10 protein-coding genes are annotated in these 19,094 nt (G+C 47.9%); 7 read left to right on the top strand and 3 right to left on the bottom strand.

What is annotated here, in order from left to right; translation table 11 throughout:
* Nucleotides 1-24 precede the first annotated feature (24 nt).
* From MKZ13_RS30580 to MKZ13_RS30560, 5 genes are all read left to right on the top strand, one after another.
* Nucleotides 25-2,175: an ATP-binding protein gene (locus tag MKZ13_RS30580; RefSeq protein ID WP_339180683.1), complete on the top strand. Its 2,151-nt coding sequence runs from the start codon at nucleotides 25-27 to the stop codon at nucleotides 2,173-2,175.
* Nucleotides 2,176-2,179: 4 nt separating this feature from the next.
* The gene (locus tag MKZ13_RS30575; protein ID WP_339180681.1) at nucleotides 2,180-2,878 is read left to right on the top strand and encodes a response regulator transcription factor; all 699 of its coding nucleotides are present in this window, start codon (nucleotides 2,180-2,182) and stop codon (nucleotides 2,876-2,878) included.
* A 314-nt stretch (nucleotides 2,879-3,192) separates the two neighbouring features.
* Nucleotides 3,193-4,002: a septum site-determining protein MinD gene (gene minD, locus MKZ13_RS30570; RefSeq protein ID WP_221820105.1), complete on the top strand. Its 810-nt coding sequence runs from the start codon at nucleotides 3,193-3,195 to the stop codon at nucleotides 4,000-4,002.
* A gap of 452 nt (nucleotides 4,003-4,454) precedes the next feature.
* Nucleotides 4,455-11,501: an InlB B-repeat-containing protein gene (locus MKZ13_RS30565; RefSeq protein WP_221820101.1), complete on the top strand. Its 7,047-nt coding sequence runs from the start codon at nucleotides 4,455-4,457 to the stop codon at nucleotides 11,499-11,501.
* A 221-nt stretch (nucleotides 11,502-11,722) separates the two neighbouring features.
* The gene (locus MKZ13_RS30560; protein ID WP_221820092.1) at nucleotides 11,723-11,872 is read left to right on the top strand and encodes a hypothetical protein; all 150 of its coding nucleotides are present in this window, start codon (nucleotides 11,723-11,725) and stop codon (nucleotides 11,870-11,872) included.
* Between the two features lie 163 nt (nucleotides 11,873-12,035).
* On the opposite strand, the gene MKZ13_RS30555 is transcribed toward MKZ13_RS30560, so the two are convergent.
* Nucleotides 12,036-13,904 carry an AbfB domain-containing protein gene (locus tag MKZ13_RS30555; RefSeq protein WP_221820090.1) on the bottom strand — a complete coding sequence of 623 codons (1,869 nt, stop codon included), beginning with the start codon at nucleotides 13,902-13,904 and terminating at the stop codon, nucleotides 12,036-12,038.
* 245 nt (nucleotides 13,905-14,149) lie between these two features.
* Between MKZ13_RS30555 and MKZ13_RS30550 the strand changes: the two genes are divergently transcribed.
* The gene (locus tag MKZ13_RS30550) at nucleotides 14,150-15,562 is read left to right on the top strand and encodes a DKNYY domain-containing protein (protein WP_221820089.1); all 1,413 of its coding nucleotides are present in this window, start codon (nucleotides 14,150-14,152) and stop codon (nucleotides 15,560-15,562) included.
* 79 nt (nucleotides 15,563-15,641) lie between these two features.
* On the opposite strand, the gene MKZ13_RS30545 is transcribed toward MKZ13_RS30550, so the two are convergent.
* Nucleotides 15,642-17,087: a DEAD/DEAH box helicase gene (locus MKZ13_RS30545; RefSeq protein WP_076320241.1), complete on the bottom strand. Its 1,446-nt coding sequence runs from the start codon at nucleotides 17,085-17,087 to the stop codon at nucleotides 15,642-15,644.
* 233 nt (nucleotides 17,088-17,320) lie between these two features.
* Nucleotides 17,321-17,677, bottom strand: a complete 357-nt coding sequence (locus MKZ13_RS30540) for a YobA family protein (RefSeq protein ID WP_221820087.1) — start codon at nucleotides 17,675-17,677, stop codon at nucleotides 17,321-17,323.
* Between the two features lie 432 nt (nucleotides 17,678-18,109).
* On the opposite strand from MKZ13_RS30540, the gene MKZ13_RS30535 reads away from it, so the two are divergent.
* Nucleotides 18,110-19,048 (top strand): macrolide 2'-phosphotransferase, encoded by a 939-nt coding sequence (locus tag MKZ13_RS30535; RefSeq protein WP_339180674.1) that lies wholly within the window; start codon nucleotides 18,110-18,112, stop codon nucleotides 19,046-19,048.
* The last annotated feature ends 46 nt before the right edge of the window (nucleotides 19,049-19,094 follow it).

Below are 19,094 nucleotides of genomic sequence, written 5' to 3'. Positions count from 1 at the left end.
TTAGAGATTGGGGTTGGATTCATCATGAGGGGAATTCTCCGAGTCGGTTCTCGTAAGGTGTGGTTTTATATCGTTGTTGCCGTTATTGTTGGCTTGGTTGCAGGCTATGTCGTCCTCTCTGAGCCGGACTCTCCTAAGTTGCAAAGTGAAAAAGGTATTCTGGATTTAAGGCAGGTTCAGCTCAGTACGAATCCGCAAAAGTTAACAGGGGAGTGGTCGTTCTACTGGCAAGAGCTACTGTCGCCTGAGGACATACGGGTTCGTTCGGCAAGGGAAGGAAATCAGGACCACTGGATCAGCATCCCGAGCTCCTGGCTAGGCTATCCGTTAGAAGGTCAGCGGCTGAGTGGTACAGGCTATACAACCTATCGACTGATGATTAAACTAAGCGAGCAGGATCGAAACGAGCGGCTTACTCTGCGGCTGCCCAGCATTTTTCATGCGTACAAATTATGGGTGAATGGCGAGCTGCTGGCGGAAGTTGGTGAGGTAGGTCAGGACAAGAACCACGTGACCCCGCATCTGGAAACAAAGCTGGTGTATTTTCAGCCTGAAAGCGACACGTTAGAGCTGGTCATGCAAGTATCCAACTTCCAACATCATCGGGGCGGCATTACCAAGGATATCGAGCTGGGTGGCAGTGACGTACTAACGACCAAGACCAATCTGAATCTTGCCAGGGATATGTTCATCACGGCAAGTTTGCTAGTGATCGGTTTGTATAATCTGCTGTTGTTCATGCTGCGACGTAAGGATAAAGCTCCATTATATTTTGGCCTGTTTACTGTACTGCTTGGTATTCGATCCTTGTTCAACGGCGAACTTATCTTTACACAATGGTTGCCTCATTTTCCTTGGGAATCGCAGTTCAAGATCGAATATCTGATTCTTTGCCTCAGCGGTTATATCATCACCATGTATTTTGATTGCATTTTTCCGAATTACGTATCGCGATGGTTTCGTCTTGGTACCCGGATTGTAACTGGCGCATTCTGTATCCTTGTGGTGGTAACCCCTGCAATTATATATACGAAATTTCTGTTGATGATCGGTGTTATGGTTGTTCTACATATGGTCTATCTGATGATCGGGCTGGTTCAAGCGGCTGTGCGACGTATGGAGGGAGCGTTGATCTTCCTGCTGGTGTCGGTGATTACTTTGGTCACGGTCGTCAACGATTTTTTATATTACAACGGTTGGTCGCTGATCGGAAATACATCCCCGCTTGGCTTATTGATATTTACGATGGCACAGATGGTTCTGCTTTCTTCGAGATTTACGAGGACAGCATCCAATGAGGAGAAAATATCAAGTGAGTTGCAGGACGCTAACGACAAGCTGATCGAAATGAATATGAATCTGGAACGGACCGTGCAGGAGCGAACTCAGGCCTTATCTACAGCTCATGATGATCTCCGCACTTCGTATGACCAGCTGCTTCACTCCGAACAAGGGAGGAAGAAACTTCTTGCATATATTACGCATGATCTGCGTATGCCGCTGTCCAGCATGCTTGGGTATGTAGAAGCTATACAGGATAGGGTCAAGCCGGAACGTAACGAACAGTACCTGAAATATATCCGGGATAACACGATAAGAATTAACCGCATGATCGAGGAGTTGTCTTTCTTGTCGCATTTGGAGACCGGACAAGTCTCGTACCGAATGGAGCCGGTTCAGATGATTACCTTCTTGCGTGATTTTTTCGAACAATATGAGCTGGTTGTGCGTGACGTAGGATTAGATTTCATACTGGATATCGGAGATGCGGAGGATCAGCAACCTAACTTGCCTGTTGTGGAGATGGATGCCAAAAGAGTAGAGCAGGCCTTATTTAACCTAGTGTCGAACGCTATGAAGTTCACCTCCAGGGGAGGGCTGGTGCGTATTGCGCTAGCTGTGGAAGAGATAAATCATACTCGCCATGCGATCATTAGCATACAGGATTCTGGCATGGGTATTCCTCCGGATCAGCTTGAGCAAATCTTCGAACGTAATTACAGATACGATCGGCCGGGCTTGGGGAATGGAATAGAAGGCAGTGGGCTAGGGCTAGCGATTTGCAGAGAAATCGTACTCGCACAAGGAGGGACAGTTCGAGCGGAGAGCGACGGTAAGATGGGGGCGACTTTCTATGTAACGCTTCCTTGTATCGGCAATGAAGGAAGGGGATGATGGGATGGACACTCACAAAATAATGATCGTCGATGATGATCCTCATATATGCGAGATTGTTCAGGTGTATTGCGAACGGGAGGGGTTTATCTCCACCTACAGTCATAGCGGGACAGAAGCGATGGAACTGCTTGCATCGTTCGAGCCCGATTTGATTGTACTGGATATATTGCTGGCTAATGAAAACGGCATTGATTGGTGCAGGAATGCGCGTAACTTCACCAGCGCACCGATCATGTTTTTGAGCAGCCAGGAAGAAGACGAAGTGAAAATTAGCGCGTTATCCTATGGTGGCGACGATTATGTGACCAAGCCGTTCAGTCCGGGAGTGCTCATGGCCAAGATCAAGGCGCACCTTCGCAGAGTAGCAACGGGCAGAAAGGGACAACTGCTGGAGTTACCGGGTTTGACACTGGATTTCTATACGCAGTCCGTCAACATGGGGAGTATGCCTATCTCTTTATCTAAAAAAGAGTTCAGTCTGCTGTCCTATATGGCACAAAACGTAAATCGTGTCGTCAGTGTTGATACGTTGTTTCAAATCATCTGGGGAATGGAAAGTCTGGAGGATACGAGAACGGTCGCTGTACATATCAGTAATTTACGCAAAAAAATTGAGTCTGACCCTGCCGACCCCGAGCGAATCATTACGGTTCGGGGGAGCGGATATATGCTGGTTTCTAACAGTACATCACAAGCATGAATATAGCAGTAAGGGTAGTCTATTATAAATGGGTAAATGGCGTTGGAGCAGTAACTGACGCTATTGGCCCATTTTTTGTTCTTTCCACTAGCTTCGTAATCGACTCAAGATATTGAATTCCTCAACACCAGTCTGCGCTTTTCCATCCTCTTCAAAATGATTTGCATTGTGAGCACGATTTTAAAGTTTTCTTTAGGTTTCTCAAATAGGCTAATCCACCATGATAAAATCACAGTGTCCAATATAACGATTACACGTGAAGAAATAGTTGTCATGCTGTCCCGCATTAGCACTTAAAGAAGGAAGTGGCTCCAATGGCACGAGTTATATGTATCACATCAGGGAAAGGTGGAGTTGGCAAGACGACGGTGACGGCTAATCTGGGGACTGCCCTTGCCTTATCGGGGAACAGGGTTTGCCTGATTGACGCTGATTTTGGATTGAGAAATCTGGATATCCCGCTTGGTTTGAGCAATAGGGTAAACTATCATATTTCCGATTTCCTGACCGGTCGTTGTGCTTTGCATCAAGTAATCGTCAAAGACAAGCGAATCAGCACTTTGTTCTTTATCTCCTGTAGTAACGACGTGATGCATCACGATGATCCGCAAGTGTTTCGCAAGGTTGTGCAGCAAATAGCCCAGGGTTATGATTATGTGCTGATCGATTCGCCGGCAGGCATTGAAAATGGATTCTGGAATACATCTTTAGCGGCAGATGAGGCTATTGTCGTTACTACGCCTCATCGTACGTCGCTTCAGGACGCGGATCGTGTAATCGGATTATTAGAAGATAGGATTCCGGCTCCTCCACAGCTCATCATTAATATGGCCGACGGACAGGAAACCCCTTCGACAACGGTAAAGATGGAGGATATCATCGATATTCTCAATATTGGTGTGATTGGCGTGATCTATAGCGATGTAGAAGTTATACGTTCCGTACATAAAGGAATCCCGATTGCGCTTGATCCCGAGCTTGAAAACGGACTGCGCTTCCGGCACATCGCCCACAATGTGGCGAAGAATCAGCAGGAGCCTTTTATCTCATTAAAATCCAAGAAGCATAGAAGTATTTTTTCGCTTTCTCAAAGACTGCGCTGGGGGGAGAGTAGTTCGATATAGTCGAATTTGGTATATGAATTGTTTAGACGCGAATCATCTAAAATGAATTACAGACTAGCATACCGAGGTTGGGCAAGGGGGAGTCTCCTATTGCCCATCCTTTTTAATATGACGGATTGTCCAGCCGAGTGAGACAGTGCTTCCATGAAGGTTTCTTGAGCAGATTCCCAGTTTAGACATTTACGAGGATGCTGGTTGATGATGTTCTCGCTTGCAAGTTGTTGCTTACTTAAAGTTTTCTTTATAATTCACAAGCGGCTCATTTAGCATGATAGAATTCGAGGAGAAAAATCGATAGAATTAGCCAATCTGCATCCATTACATTGCGGTTGTTAGCAAGAAGAGTATTGAGTTTTGCCTAACGAAAGTGTCTTTAACCATGATGAATCTGCTCTTTGTCAGGTTCTAGAAAGTCGGTTCTTTAGTTTTATACATAGAAGGGATGAATGATTGTGAAGAAAGCAACAAAACGGTTGTGGAAGTTGAGCTCACAGATTCTATTGTGGATGCTGGTTATCAGCTTAATAGTGTCTGCTGTGCCCGTATTTCCGGCGCAGTCGGCGGCAGCGGCTGAACTGCCGATGCAGCAGACAGCAGTAACCAAATCCAGTGGGTTCCAGGATGTGAGTCCGACGGACTGGTTCCACGATGCGGTCATCCAGGTGCAGGAGAAGGGGATATTTAGTGGCACGACTGCCAGCACCTTCTCGCCAAAAGGGACGATGACGCGTGCCATGTATGTGACAGCGCTCGGACGAATGGCTGGGGTAGATACAGGAGCTTATTCTACTTCTAGCTTTGCTGATGTACAAGCGGGCAGTTGGTATGCCCCATATGTCGAATGGGCAGTTAAGGAAGGAATTACCGACGGTACGGGCGGAGGAAAATACTCGCCGAATGCCACTGTATCCCGGGAGCAGATGGCAACGATGACGTTGCGATATTTCGAAAGCGAACAGATTCCTTATCAGACCGAAAATCCGGTCACGACAGAGCCGGGCGATCTCGCGGATGTATCGCCTTGGGCGGCTGGCGCGGTCATCAAGCTGTGGCAAGCCGGGGTGTTCACCGGGGATGAAAAGGGTAACTTCAACCCGCTTGTGCAAGCGACTCGCGCGGAAGCAGCGGTTCTCTTCATGCGCAACAACGCGGTTGTAGAGGCGTGGAAAAATCAGAATCAAACGCCGGTTACGCCTACACCAACACCGGCACAACCGGTGACACCAACACCGACATCGCCGGTGACATCAACGCCAACGCCGTCACCCGGCGGTAATAGTGGTGGAGGAACGCCTGGAGATAACGGGGGTAACCCCGGCACGGGTTCCACTACGTATACGCTCACGTTTGAGAGCAACGGAGGCACGGCGATTGCTGCGCAGACGGTACGAAAAGGCCAGGTGCTAAATAACCTGCCGGCTCCAACAAAAGAAGGATATATATTCCAAGGATGGTTTACAGATAGCGATTTCTCGCTCATCTTTGCAGAGGATAGTGCGATAAGTGCGGATACGAAGTTGTATGCGAAGTATACAGATAGCATAGATAATGCCGTACAGAGCACACCAAGCTATTCGGTGCTGGATGTGGCACCGGACTTCACGATTGCAGTACACGATGCATCAGGCAATCTGACAGTACCTGAGGTCCAAGCGGGTATGACGTTCACAGACACGGCGAATCCCGACTTCGCAGGTATTACCGTCACTGGCGGGAACGGGGCCTTCACGGTAGCGTCTGCAGCCGAAAACGGAAAATTCGTCGAAGGTAATACGTATCAACTTACATTGACGGATGACAAGTTGTCCTTCCAAGGACAAGACGAGACGACAAGCATCTACGTGTTTAGTGTCGCTAAGCAAGAGGTTTTAGACATTCCGCTGAACCCGAACATGATCTACCTTCCGTACACGGATGTCACGGATATGATGCTGAATGGCACAGAGGTGGGTTCACCAGCGATTTCGGTAGTTGCCACGACGGTGGGCGGTAGCGAAAATGCGCTTGCCGAGGCGAATGCGAGCAGTGGAACGTTCGTGTATTCCGGCAGCACCGTGATTCAAGTCGGCAATACAGTCGCCATCTATCAAGGGGTTCGTCCCGATCAACGCACGTTAGAAACCACCGACGCTGACGACGGCGATGTGGCCTATGTCCAGATTACGGCGGTAGACGGAAGCACCTATACCTACGATCATGCGGATATCAAGCAAGTGTTGCTCAAGGCGGATGTTCTGCCGGTGAGTGAGCAAGCGGACACAGATGGAAATCCGAACAACAACTCCATCACAGTTGAGCATACCAAGATGAACTACAGCGACAGCATGTATGAGCCTTTCGGCTTGGATGAGTTAACCACGGTGGATGTGGGTGATTTTATCGGGTTCTATAAAGGTGAATTCGGCGCCGAAACAGGTTTTGAGACCGTTGGGTACGGACGTATCACTTCGATTACGCCTGAAGCTGAGATGGACGTCATCGAATATACTGACGCCACGATTGAAGATATTGAGAATGTCTTCAACATCTATCAGAAGCAAGCAATTGACGGCGAAGATCTGTTATCGGAAGAGCAGATCGCGGAGCTTGAAGAGCAGATCGAGCAGCAAGCGAGAGACAGCGGATTCGTCGATCAAGCCGCAGATTATCTATCCGATCTAGCTATGGAAACGAAGGATATCAAGGATTTGAAAGAAATTCAGCAGATCAAGGCTCAGTCTTCCCTGGCTTCGGGCAAAAGTAGCCGGGTGAGCGTAGAGAACCTGACGGTCGTTGCCTCACTCGGGACGAAACTGAAGAATATTAACGGCCGAAGTTCCGGCGTCAGCGCCACACTGCAAGTTGGCGCCGATATCGTCGTGAATATTAATGAAGACAGCGATCTGGTTATCCATATGACTAGTACATTCGTTCAAGAAATGAGCCTGGATCTCGGCATTAATGGTGATATGCAAGGGCATTGGCTGAAAAAGTGGGGAATCCCTTACTGGTATAGCATCGACGATTATGTGATCACTGCCAATCTGGATGCCTATAGCTATACCGGGCTTAATATTACAGCAGAGATGGCCCTCATTGAACACGATAAGTTGCAGGCTGCACTGAATAACTGGGCCGGAGAGAAAAAAGCTGGCAGGTTAGGTCAGGTACAGGACATCGCCACACAGATCAAAGCATCTATGGATGGTGTACAAGGTACCTCTGTGGATACGGAGGAATTGAAAGAACAGTACCAAGAGATGTTGGAGCAAGATACGGAATGGGTTCCTTTGGTCAAGAAAGAGCTCTTTGAAAAAAGTGTGCGCGTGGCTTACGGGATTGTAGAAGTCAAATTTGAAGCAGAGTTTGTAGTCAGTGCTCAGGTTAACTTAACGATGGGTGCAGATTTCTACTACAAGATGGCGAAGCGCTACTCGGTGACCTTGCGTGTGTTAAGTTTTAGTGGTACGAGCAATACGGTCAGCTTGCCGGGAGACGGCGATTACCAGTTCACCTTCTATGTGATGGGGACGCTCGGGTTGCGAGCCGGCATTCATATGGAGGTCAAAGCGGGGATTGGCAGTGTCAAATTAAATAGTATTGGACTTGCCGTAGAACCTGGTGTGTATATCAATCTATGGGGTTACTTCTACTATCAGTTGACAAATACAAACGGGGTAAGATCTACAAAGTCTTTAGGTGCTCTGTTTGTTGAGATCGGTATCTATTTGGAGGTCGAACTCGGTGCCCAGTTGGGTGATGGAGCGCTCTCGGGCAGCGTGGGGCTGGTTGATGAAGAGTGGCCACTATATACGATTGGTGAACAATACAACGTCTCCGACTTCGCTTATCCGCAGGATAAGAATCTTTTGCTTGGTCTGGCAGGTGTTGCGGCATCCCTTGATGTACCGCAGTCGATGCTCTCGATGAGTATGTTCGATTTGAAAACAGGCGATACCGATACTCAAGCGTTTGGTGCTTCAAGGTTCGATATATACGTAGACAATGCGAATTTCAGGTATAACTTGGGTACGAATAAGGTCGAAGTAGTGAATACCAGCCTTCCGGTAAGTAAGGGTAATCTGGTCATCACTTGGAAAGGATCGCCGCTTTCATTCACGTCTCGTACGCTCAAGCGCACGATACCGTTGACGTGGCGCGTTACGGAGGGTGAATATATCCTCCAGTTGGATCCACGAAACGGCAACGCGACTCAGGTTCTTCCATTTGTTTATAATGCAACGGTTAATGTGCCTACTCCGGTCTATCCGGGCTATACATTTGACGGATGGTATACGGCAGCTACAGGGGGAACAAAGGTAACGATTCCGAGCCGCATGCCTAAGGATGATTACCAACTGTATGCGCACTGGACAGCGAACCAGAATACGCCATATACAGTGGAGCATTATTTGATAGACCCGAATACAAGAAAGTCGATTTCGACTACGCCGGATTATAAGGAACTGTTGACAGGAACGACCGATACGGAGATTCGCATCAACTCTGACCGATACAAGGATCGAGGTTATGCGAACGGAGAAATATACGGACGCCTGATCAAGGGGGATGGTTCGACGGTCGTAAGGGTTGAGTATTATCCGACGAGTCCGACTATCACTTTTAATTTGAGCTATCCGGGCTCTCCGCGCAGCACCTTAACCGAACCGTCCGGCCGAAATATCGAGGGGCGTATACCGGTGCCGACAAGACCGGGTTATGCGTTTGCCGGTTGGTCGCCGGAGGCGCCAAGCGTGATGCCGACTTCGAATACGGAGTATACCGCAATATGGACAGCCAAAGAAGATACGCCTTACCAAGTCGTGTATTTGAAGCAGAATATGGCGAGTGACACCTATACGGTGGCAGATACGGAAACGTATCGCGGAGCTACCGATACAGAAGCCAATCTGACGAATATAACTCCAAGGTCCTATGCTGGGTTTAAACTGGATGAAAATATTCCCGGAACGGTGTTAACAAGTCAGATAACCGGCAATGGAAAAACGGTTCTGAAGCTGTATTATAAGCGTGATGCTCATACATTGACGGTCGATTACAATGGTTCCGGCCAAGAGACCAAAGTTGTAGAAGTTCCATTTGGAGCGACGACGCAGCTCTATCTGGGCACACCGATCTGGCAGGGGCATGTCTTCACAGGATGGTCACCAACTCCTCCGACAACCATGCCTGGGGAAAGCATTATGTTCACCGCGCAGTGGACGACGAACGCTTATACGGTGAGCTTCAACAGCAATGGCGGAGCGGAAGAAGTGGAGAACCAGACGGTAGGGTATGGCAGTTTGGTCAGCACACCGGTTGAACCGACAAATGAAGGTTATGTCTTCGGCGGTTGGTACAGCGGCAGCGACCTGACGACTCTCTACGACTTCGCGGCACCGGTGACGGGTGATCTTACATTGTACGCGAAGTGGCTGCTCCGTTATACGGTGAGCTTCGAGAGTAACGAAGGCTCAATAGTAACGAGCCAGATGGTGAACGAAGGGTCTAGGGCTGAAGCTCCAGTCGCTCCGGAGCGCGAAGGTTACGTATTCAGTGGTTGGTACAGCGACATTGATCTGATCACCCCTTACGACTTCACAACAGCAGTAGTGACGACGGATCTTACGTTGTACGCAAAGTGGACGGTTTATGTGCCGAATACCTATACGGTGACTTTTGAGAGTAATGGTGGGTCGATCGTAGATGCCAAAACGGTGAACGAAGGCGCTGTGGCTTCCGCTCCTGGCGTTCCTTTACGGGGAGGCTATACGTTTAACGGTTGGTACAGCGATATAGACTTGACGATTGCTTATGGTTTTACAGCAGGAGTTATGGAAGATATAACGCTCTACGCGAAGTGGACGAAGAACAGCTATACTGTGAACTTCAGCAGTAATGGCGGATCATTGGTGAGCAGCCAGTCCGTGAACGAGGGCGATACGGTTATAGAACCTACCGCACCGATACGCGAAGGCTATGTGTTCAGCGGTTGGTACAGCGACCTTGCCGGTACGCAAGCTTACAGCTTCACAACATCGGTGACGACAAACATCACGTTGTACGCAAAATGGACAGCGATCTATACAGTGACCTTTGACAGCAATGAAGGTTCGGTGGTTGATGACCAGACGGTGGAATACAACGGAACAGCTACAGAGCCAGCCGCTCCAACAAAGGAAGGGTATATTTTTAACGGCTGGTACAGTGATGCAGGTCTGATCGAGGCTTACAGCTTCACGACACCAGTGACGAATAACTTAACATTATACGCGAAGTGGACATCCAACAAGCTCACGGTGAGCTTCGACAGCAACGGCGGGTCGGATGTAGAGAACCAAATGGTAAGCCCCGGCGGCAAAGCGATAGTACCGACTACGCCAACATGGGAGGGTTATAAGTTCGATGGTTGGTACAGCGACATTGCCGGAACGCAAGCTTATGATTTCGACACGGAAGTGACGGCATCCCTTACCTTGTACGCAAAATGGTCAGTGACACCGTGGTTCAACGTAGGTGGTTTGTTAGAAGGCAGTACAACTTATCAAGTGTTAACCGACAGTGAGGGTACGGTGTATGCTTCTTATCGATCGAATGACCTGCGCCTGGACAAATATGAAGGAGGCGTGTGGAAGAACATCTACCAAGGCACGGGTGACAAGTTGAGCTATACGCGGTTTGTCTTTGACAATGAGGACAATCTTTACCAGACTTCGTCCAGCGGCGAAGGCGTATATGTGCAGAAGTATAACGGCACGGAGTGGGAAGATATAGCCCGCAACGGATCTCTTCCGGGGGAAGGTTCAAATATTGCGTTTGACCAAAATAACGTGCTTTATCTGGTTTATAATCATTTAATTAGCAGCAATAAGTATGAAATGAGAGTGGTTAAATACGAAGGGAATAGTTGGGTTTCCGTAACTGGCGGCGATAGTCTTGGCGGGAAGGCGCTTAATCCAGTTATCCAATTTGATAGAAACAATATCCCATATGTAATGAACGATGTGTCCGAATTTATCGATAGAGGGAATCCTGCTATAAACGGACGAGGTTCACGTATCACAGTTTCGAAATATGAGAATGAAGCTTGGGAGCATATCGGCAACTTGGGTCTCGTAGAAGTAAGAGCTCTTGTGGAACCAGCAGAGTTTGCGGTTGCTCCTGATGGCGTGCCCTATGTCCTTTACTCAACGCCTGGCTCTTGGGTTCTGACGAGCTACAACGGGACGGATTGGGAAAAGGTCGGTGAGGGCAGGGTACCGACGTCCGATTATAGAAGGTTAAGACTCGCTGTTGACGACTACGGTGTTCCTTATGTTTCTTATGATGATCGATCAAATGAGAAACTGGCAACCGTAGTGAAGTACGAAAGTGCGTGGATCAAAGTTGGCGAAGAAGGTTTTTCCATAGCTAGTCCGCTCACTTTGAGTTTCGCTAGGGGTAAAGACGGCAACCTGTATATGATTTATAGAGAGGAAGTTTCAGGAAAAATAGTTGTGAGGAAACATAAGTTGCAATAGTGTAAGATGTTAATCAAAAAGTATAAGAAGAGTCTACTTCCGAAGGGAGCAGGCTCTTTTTTTTGCGTTAGCAAGGCGAGGGAAAAGCGTCGGAAAGCACAATGTAACTGAAATGTGCAAGCTGGCAAGTCTGCGGTTCGAACCAAACTTTTGACGCTTATTATGTTCCATCCAAGGTATCTTGAAGGACACGCTCCTCAATATTCGAGAGACGGGGGAATTTGTCATCAATATGGTTCCGGCTTCGTTGGTGGAGTCGATGCAGCGATCATCTGGTTCTTGGAAAAGTAGAGCATATACGGGTGAATGCAGAGGCATATGCCGGTCGTTATAAAATATCCATGGAGAGCTGGCTGGCGATTACGCGCTAATTAAATCTATATTTTCAGTCTGAGATAGGGTTACGTAATCTATATCTAAAATAGTGCAGCAGAAAGAACCGCTTCTTCAGTTGTGACTCCTGAAAAAGCGGCCTTTCTCTGAAATTTAAATTGTAGATGTAGGTGGCTAAATCCTCATCTGTAATTCATTTGTTTAGAAATTGGTTCGCCCAAACGTGGCGTCACTCTTCACCGTTGAACTGCTGGATGCATTGATGGCATCGAGTTGTAATACGTAATCATAATGCCGGATGTAATGTCCAGGCTGACTATACGATTGAAGGGATACTTTGGTGCTGTCAGCCCAACCTGGACTGCTTAGGAACGTAGCATCTCCCTTATAGGCGGAGGTGTCGGCATAAGCTTCAAGTACAATTTTATTGCTGGTGTTGCGCTTCAAAAAGTAACCCGGGAAGTTGATGGACTCCAGTGAAATTCCCGTGGAGCTGGCAAGACCCGGTACGACGCGGAACTGGGAATCCAGAACAGGGGAGACGTTGGCATCCACGCGAGCAGTGTAATTGGCATGACGGATGTATCGATCCGGAATGTTGTGTGAACTGAACCGACTGTAACCTGTGGCTTCCGGTGTTGCAGGACCCAACATTTTGACCTCGTGCAGGGTTGGGGTGTACCAGTTACCCGGATTATTCCACAAGACCGCGTTCACCATATTAATCCGTACATAACGGGCTGTGAAATGCACAGCATCTGTTGTAAAGCCATAGGTCAGATTGTTGGTGCGATCCAAGGTGGAGTAATTGACACCATCGTTGCTAATTTCAATTTTGTATTTGTAGTATCCTTCGGAACCTTTATACATAAACCAGGACGTGTCGATCTCGTTGATCGTCTTCGGTGCGCCGAAGTCCACCTGCCACCAGGCAGGCCAGCTATTGGAGGAAGCCACCCATGAAGTCTGGTAGTTGCCATCATTGACGTTGGATGCAGACGAGCCGGAGGCTGTGGAGCTGGCGGTAGCTGTTTTGCCTTGTGCATGATTGACGAGAGCAGGCGGTGTTACCGCACCCGTTACTGCGTCGATATTCCACGTTGTATACCACTCCAGTGATGCGGTTCCGTTCGAATCATTCAAGGTTAGTGGCAGCCAGATATGTTTGTGCTCTCCGAGGTTCATCGGATTCCAGCGATCCGCCATGTAGATGAAGGATGTGGTGTTGCTGCCTGTAATCGTGGCAATATCGTGAATCTGCGAACCGAAGGCAGATGGATTGCCATATGGCGTAAGCGCAGCCCATGGACCCGTCATGGAAGTTGCTGTAGCATAAGCGCCCTGATTCGGATACCAGCCAGCGGCTTGAGAGGTGAAGAGGTAGTAACGGTTTCCTTTTTTCACAACAGCAGGTGCTTCACGGTAGGCGTTCTCGAACAGCCAGCCCTCGAAGGACTGTATTCCGGTGTAACTTGCATTCATTTTAAAAATAGCCATCGTATCATTGGCACCGCCATTTTTGCGGGAAGCAGTAACCAGATAACCTGTGCCATCTGTATCAACAAAGACGGTCATGTCACGGGATTCATAATTCAGCGGGCGGAAGCTGCCCTCATAGGTGAATTTGCCATTCGGGGTATTGCTTGTTGCGACCGCTACACGCCCGAGGTTGTAGTCTGTACCGTTCTCATAGTGTGCCCAGAGCACATACTGATTGGTGGAGGCGTTATAGATGACTTTGGGGCGTTCGATCTTACTGGAGGCCAGCTCGGTTGCGGAATCTTTCGTCAGGATGGCATTGCTGAAAGTCCAGTTCTTCAGATCAGTGGAGGTGTAGACGTTCACGCTGTCAAACCTGCCGCCCACCGCATGTTCACCGTACAGATAATACGTCGAGCCTACCTGCAGAATGTTGCCACTATTCGCATGGATGGGGTTGCCTGCGGTATCGAGCCAATCGGTACCGTTGGTTATTGTGACACTTGCTGCGCTTGTCCGTTCAGGATGAAGTCCAAACAGGGTGAACGTGAGTGCAAAGACCAGAAACCAGACGGCTTTCCTGTTACCCATTACATACACCTCCCGAAAGATATCAGATTAAATGTAGCGCTTTCATTTATATTGTAGTTGGGTCAGACTCTTTTTCAAGTGAACAATCCATCCATTGCTGAACAAACCTTCATTTCATCGTGGCTGAGCGGTGAGAGCGGAGGAAATGTTCCTAAATATCAAGTACGATGATGTAGAGAGGATCAGGTACACACGTTAAAATAAAGCTAGACTGAATTCACATCATGGTTGGAGGGTGAACCGTCATGAACAAGTTTATTGTAGATGAAGACCTTCAGGTGATATTGCATAATGACGAGGATAGAACGAGCACTCCGATTAAGGGAGGCATTACTACTCAGGATTTTGAAGTCATCTCTACTTATCAAAAGGGATGGTTGACCTTCGCCTATCTACGTGATCGTCAGGGAATATGGTGGTTCAATGCCCGTAAGAACAAGGCGAGTTTGTTCAGTTGGGATACGGAAGCTTTTCGTGTGATCGATGAAGATTACTGCTGCGACTCTCAGTACGTCTATCTGGAAGATCGGGCCATGCCTGACTCTGATCCGAGCAACTTTCGGCTATTGCCGGATACGCCCTACTTTGCTCAGGACCAACGTTATTTATATGTAAAGAGCAGCACGCATTTTCATCTATTTGAGGATATCGATACGAACTCTGTGATTGCTCATCACGACTATTGCACCGACCAGGACCATCTGTTCCATCTGTCCAGCTCTCTTCGTTACGCGAATGGGGAAAAGGATGAGGTGAGGGCATGGTTGCAAGAACATCATCCCGACGTACATGGCTGGTGGCATGCGCATTATGCCCACAGTGCAGAGGGCGCTACGCAGATCACAGGGAATTGGTATGAGACAGAGTCGTCTATTTTTTATAAAACCGAATGGGGCGGTACGGCTCATCGAGAAGCAAAAGAGGTATTCAACCTTGTTCGTGGAGCAGACAGGTCTACCTGTGAACCGCTGGATGAGCAGTTTGCACGGGACCGAAAACGTGTTTATTTTCAGTGGCGTACTGTACAAGGAGCAGACCCGGATACGTTCCAGTCACTAGGTGGACCTTTTGGACGTGATGGCAAACACGTGTATTACAACGGTTACCGTGTCGACGAGGCAGATGCTCGGCAATTTGTAGCGTTTGCCGGGACGGAGCATCTTGGACTTTCCATGGATCAGCAACATGTGTATCGTGCCGAGGTTGTTCGGACAAGTCAGCCTTTCGGTCATCCAGACGATGTGCTTCAGATCATCAAGGGAGCTGATGCTGCAACGTTTGAGTTAATAACACCTTCCGGCAGTTGGGCGGTGGATGCCAATCGTGTGTATCTATGGGGTAAACCAAATAAACATATCGATCGAGCCAGCTTTACACATCTATTCGATGCTGATCCCCAGAGTTGGGCAATGGATCAGAATGGTCTATATAATGCCAATGGCAACCGCACGGTAAAGGGTGTGAGCGGTAGTACATTTGTCATGCTGAATCAATATTGGGGTAAAGATGAGCGTGTGGTGTTCAGTTTTGTGACGGGTGGGGTTTATAAGTCGGGAGATGTAGCAACGTTTCAGGTTACGGATGATATCGGGGGCGCCGAAGATGCGCTCTTTCGGTATACGGTGGAAGGCGGTACAGTGCGGAAAAAGAAGAGGTAATGAAAACAGGGATAGCAGACTTAGAAAAGAGTCCACTATCCCTGTTTGAATTTCTATTTATTTGACCGTATTTACCAAACTATTTATGACCTTTGCGAACCTTGAGCTGCATCTTTTTGATCGTTGTGTTTTGCATGAGCTCCAGTACGAGGGGGCCTTTGCCATTCAGAATCTCTACATCCGTCACATTATCCAGAATCGTAATGATCCCGATGTCGTCTGCGGTTACCCCTTCGAGCTTGGCTATGGTACCTACAAAGTCTACGGCGCGAAGTTTCTTCTTCTTGCCTCCGTTGAAGTTCAGCTTCATGATCTGTTGGTTAAGCTGTTCACGCTTGTCCTTTTTACGTTCAGGAACGATCTTCAATCGTTTCTCAAAATCTTCTCTGCGGCGATCCACAGCTTCTTCAGAAGGTGCTTTCACGACAGGGATTTCGAATCCAATATAGGATTCAATCTCAGCCAGACGTCTGCCATCTTTCGGTGTGATCAACGTAATGGCTTTACCTGTTTTGCCTGCGCGACCCGTACGGCCTGTACGGTGAACATATCCCTCTTTTTCCAAAGGAATATCGTAGTTGATGACATGGGTAATATTTGTGATATCAATACCACGTGCGGCTACATCCGTTGCGATCAGATAACGGAATTGTCCCCGTCTGAATGCGTTCATCACTTCGATCCGCTCATCCTGCTCCATACCACCATGGATACGATCTGCTGGGTAGTCAAGATCAGCCATAACCCGGAACAGTTTATCCACATTCTCCTGCGTACGGCAGAACACGATGCAGCTATCCGGATTTTCCACAATGAACAAGTCTTGAAGCAGTGCGGTTTTGTTCACCTCGGGTACGTTAATCACAGCATGTTCAATCGTGGCTGTTGTCAGTCCACTTGCCTTGATTTCGATCTCCACCGGTTTGTTCATGTATTTGCGTGACAGCTTGGCTACATCTTCAGGGAACGTAGCGGAGAACAACATCGTTACTCGCTCCTGCGGCAGTTTCTGAATGATGGACTGTACTGTCTCAATAAAGCCCATATTCAACATCTCATCCGCTTCGTCAATAACGAGATAGGCGATCCGTTCGAGTGGCAGCGTGCCGCGTTCGATATGATCCAGTACCCGACCTGGTGTACCAACAGCCACGTGGGTTCTTTGTTTTAACTCTGCTTTTTGGATATGAAAAGGGGACTGTCCGTATAGTGCGGTTGCTTTAATACGCTTAAAGCGGCCGATATTCGTAATATCTTCGTTAACCTGCAAAGCCAGTTCCCGGGTTGGTGTAAGAATCAAAGCCTGTGGCTTATTCTCATTCCAATCCACCAGCTCGCAGAGCGGAATGCCGTAGGCGGCTGTTTTACCACTGCCTGTCTGTGATTTGACCACAAGATCCTGATTCTCTAGTGCTACCGGAATAACTTTGGTTTGAACCTCGGTTGGTGTCTCATAGCCCAGACTGTCCAGTGCTTTTACGATCTCTTCACCAAGTCCATAATCTTTAAATTGTTGCTCGCTCATCGTTTACCTCTTTTGCGTTAGTTTTGAATACTCTACATACAAGCATTGCACCGTACATTTATCGTATACCTCTTCATTATACTCTATATGCAGGCAGGCTAACGGAGTAAATGCTTCAAGTGTGTAAATTGTTTTCATCATTTCCGATTTTAGTAGCAACCACCCGTTGCTGTTCGTATGTGTATCATAACGTTCCACGTGAAACGAAATGTATCGGCGTATTTTGCTTGGTGTTAATGAATGACCATTTTTACAGCTTTGGTTTGGGGAGGGTAAGATTGATCAATAACTCCATTGATCCATACTTCTGCACTTCGACCAACGAGTGTCTCATCCAAAGAGACGGTGACAATCTCTTCTTCGATGATGAGTTCGGCGTCCTTGCTGAGCGAGACCCAAATCGGTCCAGAATCAACACCGCCATCTTCTTTATTCTCGATGAGTACCTGACCTCTTTCTTCCTCAAAATCCGTAATAATTCCTCGCACATGTGGCTTCTCTTTCCCTTGTTCCTCGGATTTATCTGCGCATCCGAGCGTTAGCAGAAGCAAGATAAACGGGAATACGAATAATCTTCGTACAATGGACATCGGGTTACTCACCTCTCATCCTTTTTAATGCATCTATAACTATGGACGTTACCTGAGGTGACGAAGTTCCTGTATATCAATAAAAAAGAACCAAAATCATTCGATTCAGTCTGGTACTGAAAATTGGAATATGTTAGCATATAGTTAACTTACTGAACGGAGGGATACGTGTGGTAAATTTTTTTCGATTGAGATAGTAGCGGAACGTTTGCTTGCGCTTGCTGTTTCACTGCCTGTGTGCAGATCATCGGGAGAAGTTTGCCTGTTTACACGTATGCCGCTAGTCGTCATGAAAGGATCACTTTTTGAAGTGGTTCTTTGATGTACTACTATTTTTTTGTGAGCATCCAGGTATGCCAACTTCCGAAATGAACTGCACAGGCGAACATGTCTGTGTTTTTTATTTTATCCAGGAAAAGGGGAGTACCTGATATGACAAAACCGAACTTAAATGAAAATTTGGCAATTCATAAGGAACTATTAACTTTAGCAAAACAGAACGGACTACTTATTGTTGAGAAATCCTTGGAGATCAACGAGTCGGGTATGGATTTTCGAGTAGCATTTGCCACGGATGAAGAAGGCCGCAGATGGGTTCTGCGCCAGCCGCGACGCGAAGACGTGTGGGAGCGAGCCGAGAATGAGCGCAAGGTGCTGGATGTGGTCCGAGGAAATATACCCGCACAAGTACCGGATTGGAGGATCTTCACGCCAGAGTTGATAGCTTATCCTTTACTTGATGGTGATCCGATCGCAGTTGTGGACCCCGCAGGGGGAGGGTATGTATGGCGATTCCCTCAGGAGAGCTTATCGGATACATTCCTGGATTCACTGGCTACGACTCTCGCCATGCTGCATAACATCGATCCCGACAAGGCGAAGAAAGGTGGAGTGCGGATCAAGACACCTATGGAAGCTCGCAAAGAATTTGCAGCCAATATAGAGGAGGTTAAGCAGAACTTTACGGTACCAACCAAGTTGGTTGAACGCTGGACGGTATGGCTTTCTATGAATAGCTATTGGCCGCAGCACTCGGCGTTCATCCATGGTGATCTGCATCCGCCGCATATTATTGTCGATGGTGCCCAGCGAGTAAATGGACTTATTGATTGGACGGAAGCGGAGATTGCAGATCCGGGTAAGGACTTTGTCATCTACTACGCACTCTTTCAGGAGGAAGGGCTGCGTGAGCTTTTGAGTCGTTATGAGAAGGCAGGGGGAAGAACATGGCCCCAGATGCTGGAGCATATTCGGGAGCAGTGGGCAGCCTATCCTGCAATTGTTGCTAAGTTTGCTCTAACCACAGGGGAAGAGTCGACGATGGAAATGGCGAGAGGCATGCTGGCAAACTGGGATGTGAGGCGGGATTAGGTGCTCCAGTGAAGGTGTAAATCTAAGTATGTCGGATGAGGGGAGG

Source organism: Paenibacillus sp. FSL R5-0701 (assembly GCF_037973995.1).
Lineage (GTDB): Bacteria > Bacillota > Bacilli > Paenibacillales > Paenibacillaceae > Paenibacillus.
Note: the sequence above shows the minus strand (reverse complement) of the source record. Positions and strands in the feature narration are given on the sequence as shown.

Coding starts and splice junctions, on each gene's coding strand:
- MKZ13_RS30580 (WP_339180683.1), top strand. CDS start 25: ATGAGGGGAATTCTCCGAGTCGGTTCTCGTAAGGTGTGGTTTTATATC.
- MKZ13_RS30575 (WP_339180681.1), top strand. CDS start 2,180: ATGGACACTCACAAAATAATGATCGTCGATGATGATCCTCATATATGC.
- minD (WP_221820105.1), top strand. CDS start 3,193: ATGGCACGAGTTATATGTATCACATCAGGGAAAGGTGGAGTTGGCAAG.
- MKZ13_RS30555 (WP_221820090.1), bottom strand. CDS start 13,904: ATGGGTAACAGGAAAGCCGTCTGGTTTCTGGTCTTTGCACTCACGTTC.
- MKZ13_RS30550 (WP_221820089.1), top strand. CDS start 14,150: ATGAACAAGTTTATTGTAGATGAAGACCTTCAGGTGATATTGCATAAT.
- MKZ13_RS30545 (WP_076320241.1), bottom strand. CDS start 17,087: ATGAGCGAGCAACAATTTAAAGATTATGGACTTGGTGAAGAGATCGTA.
- MKZ13_RS30540 (WP_221820087.1), bottom strand. CDS start 17,677: ATGTCCATTGTACGAAGATTATTCGTATTCCCGTTTATCTTGCTTCTG.
- MKZ13_RS30535 (WP_339180674.1), top strand. CDS start 18,110: ATGACAAAACCGAACTTAAATGAAAATTTGGCAATTCATAAGGAACTA.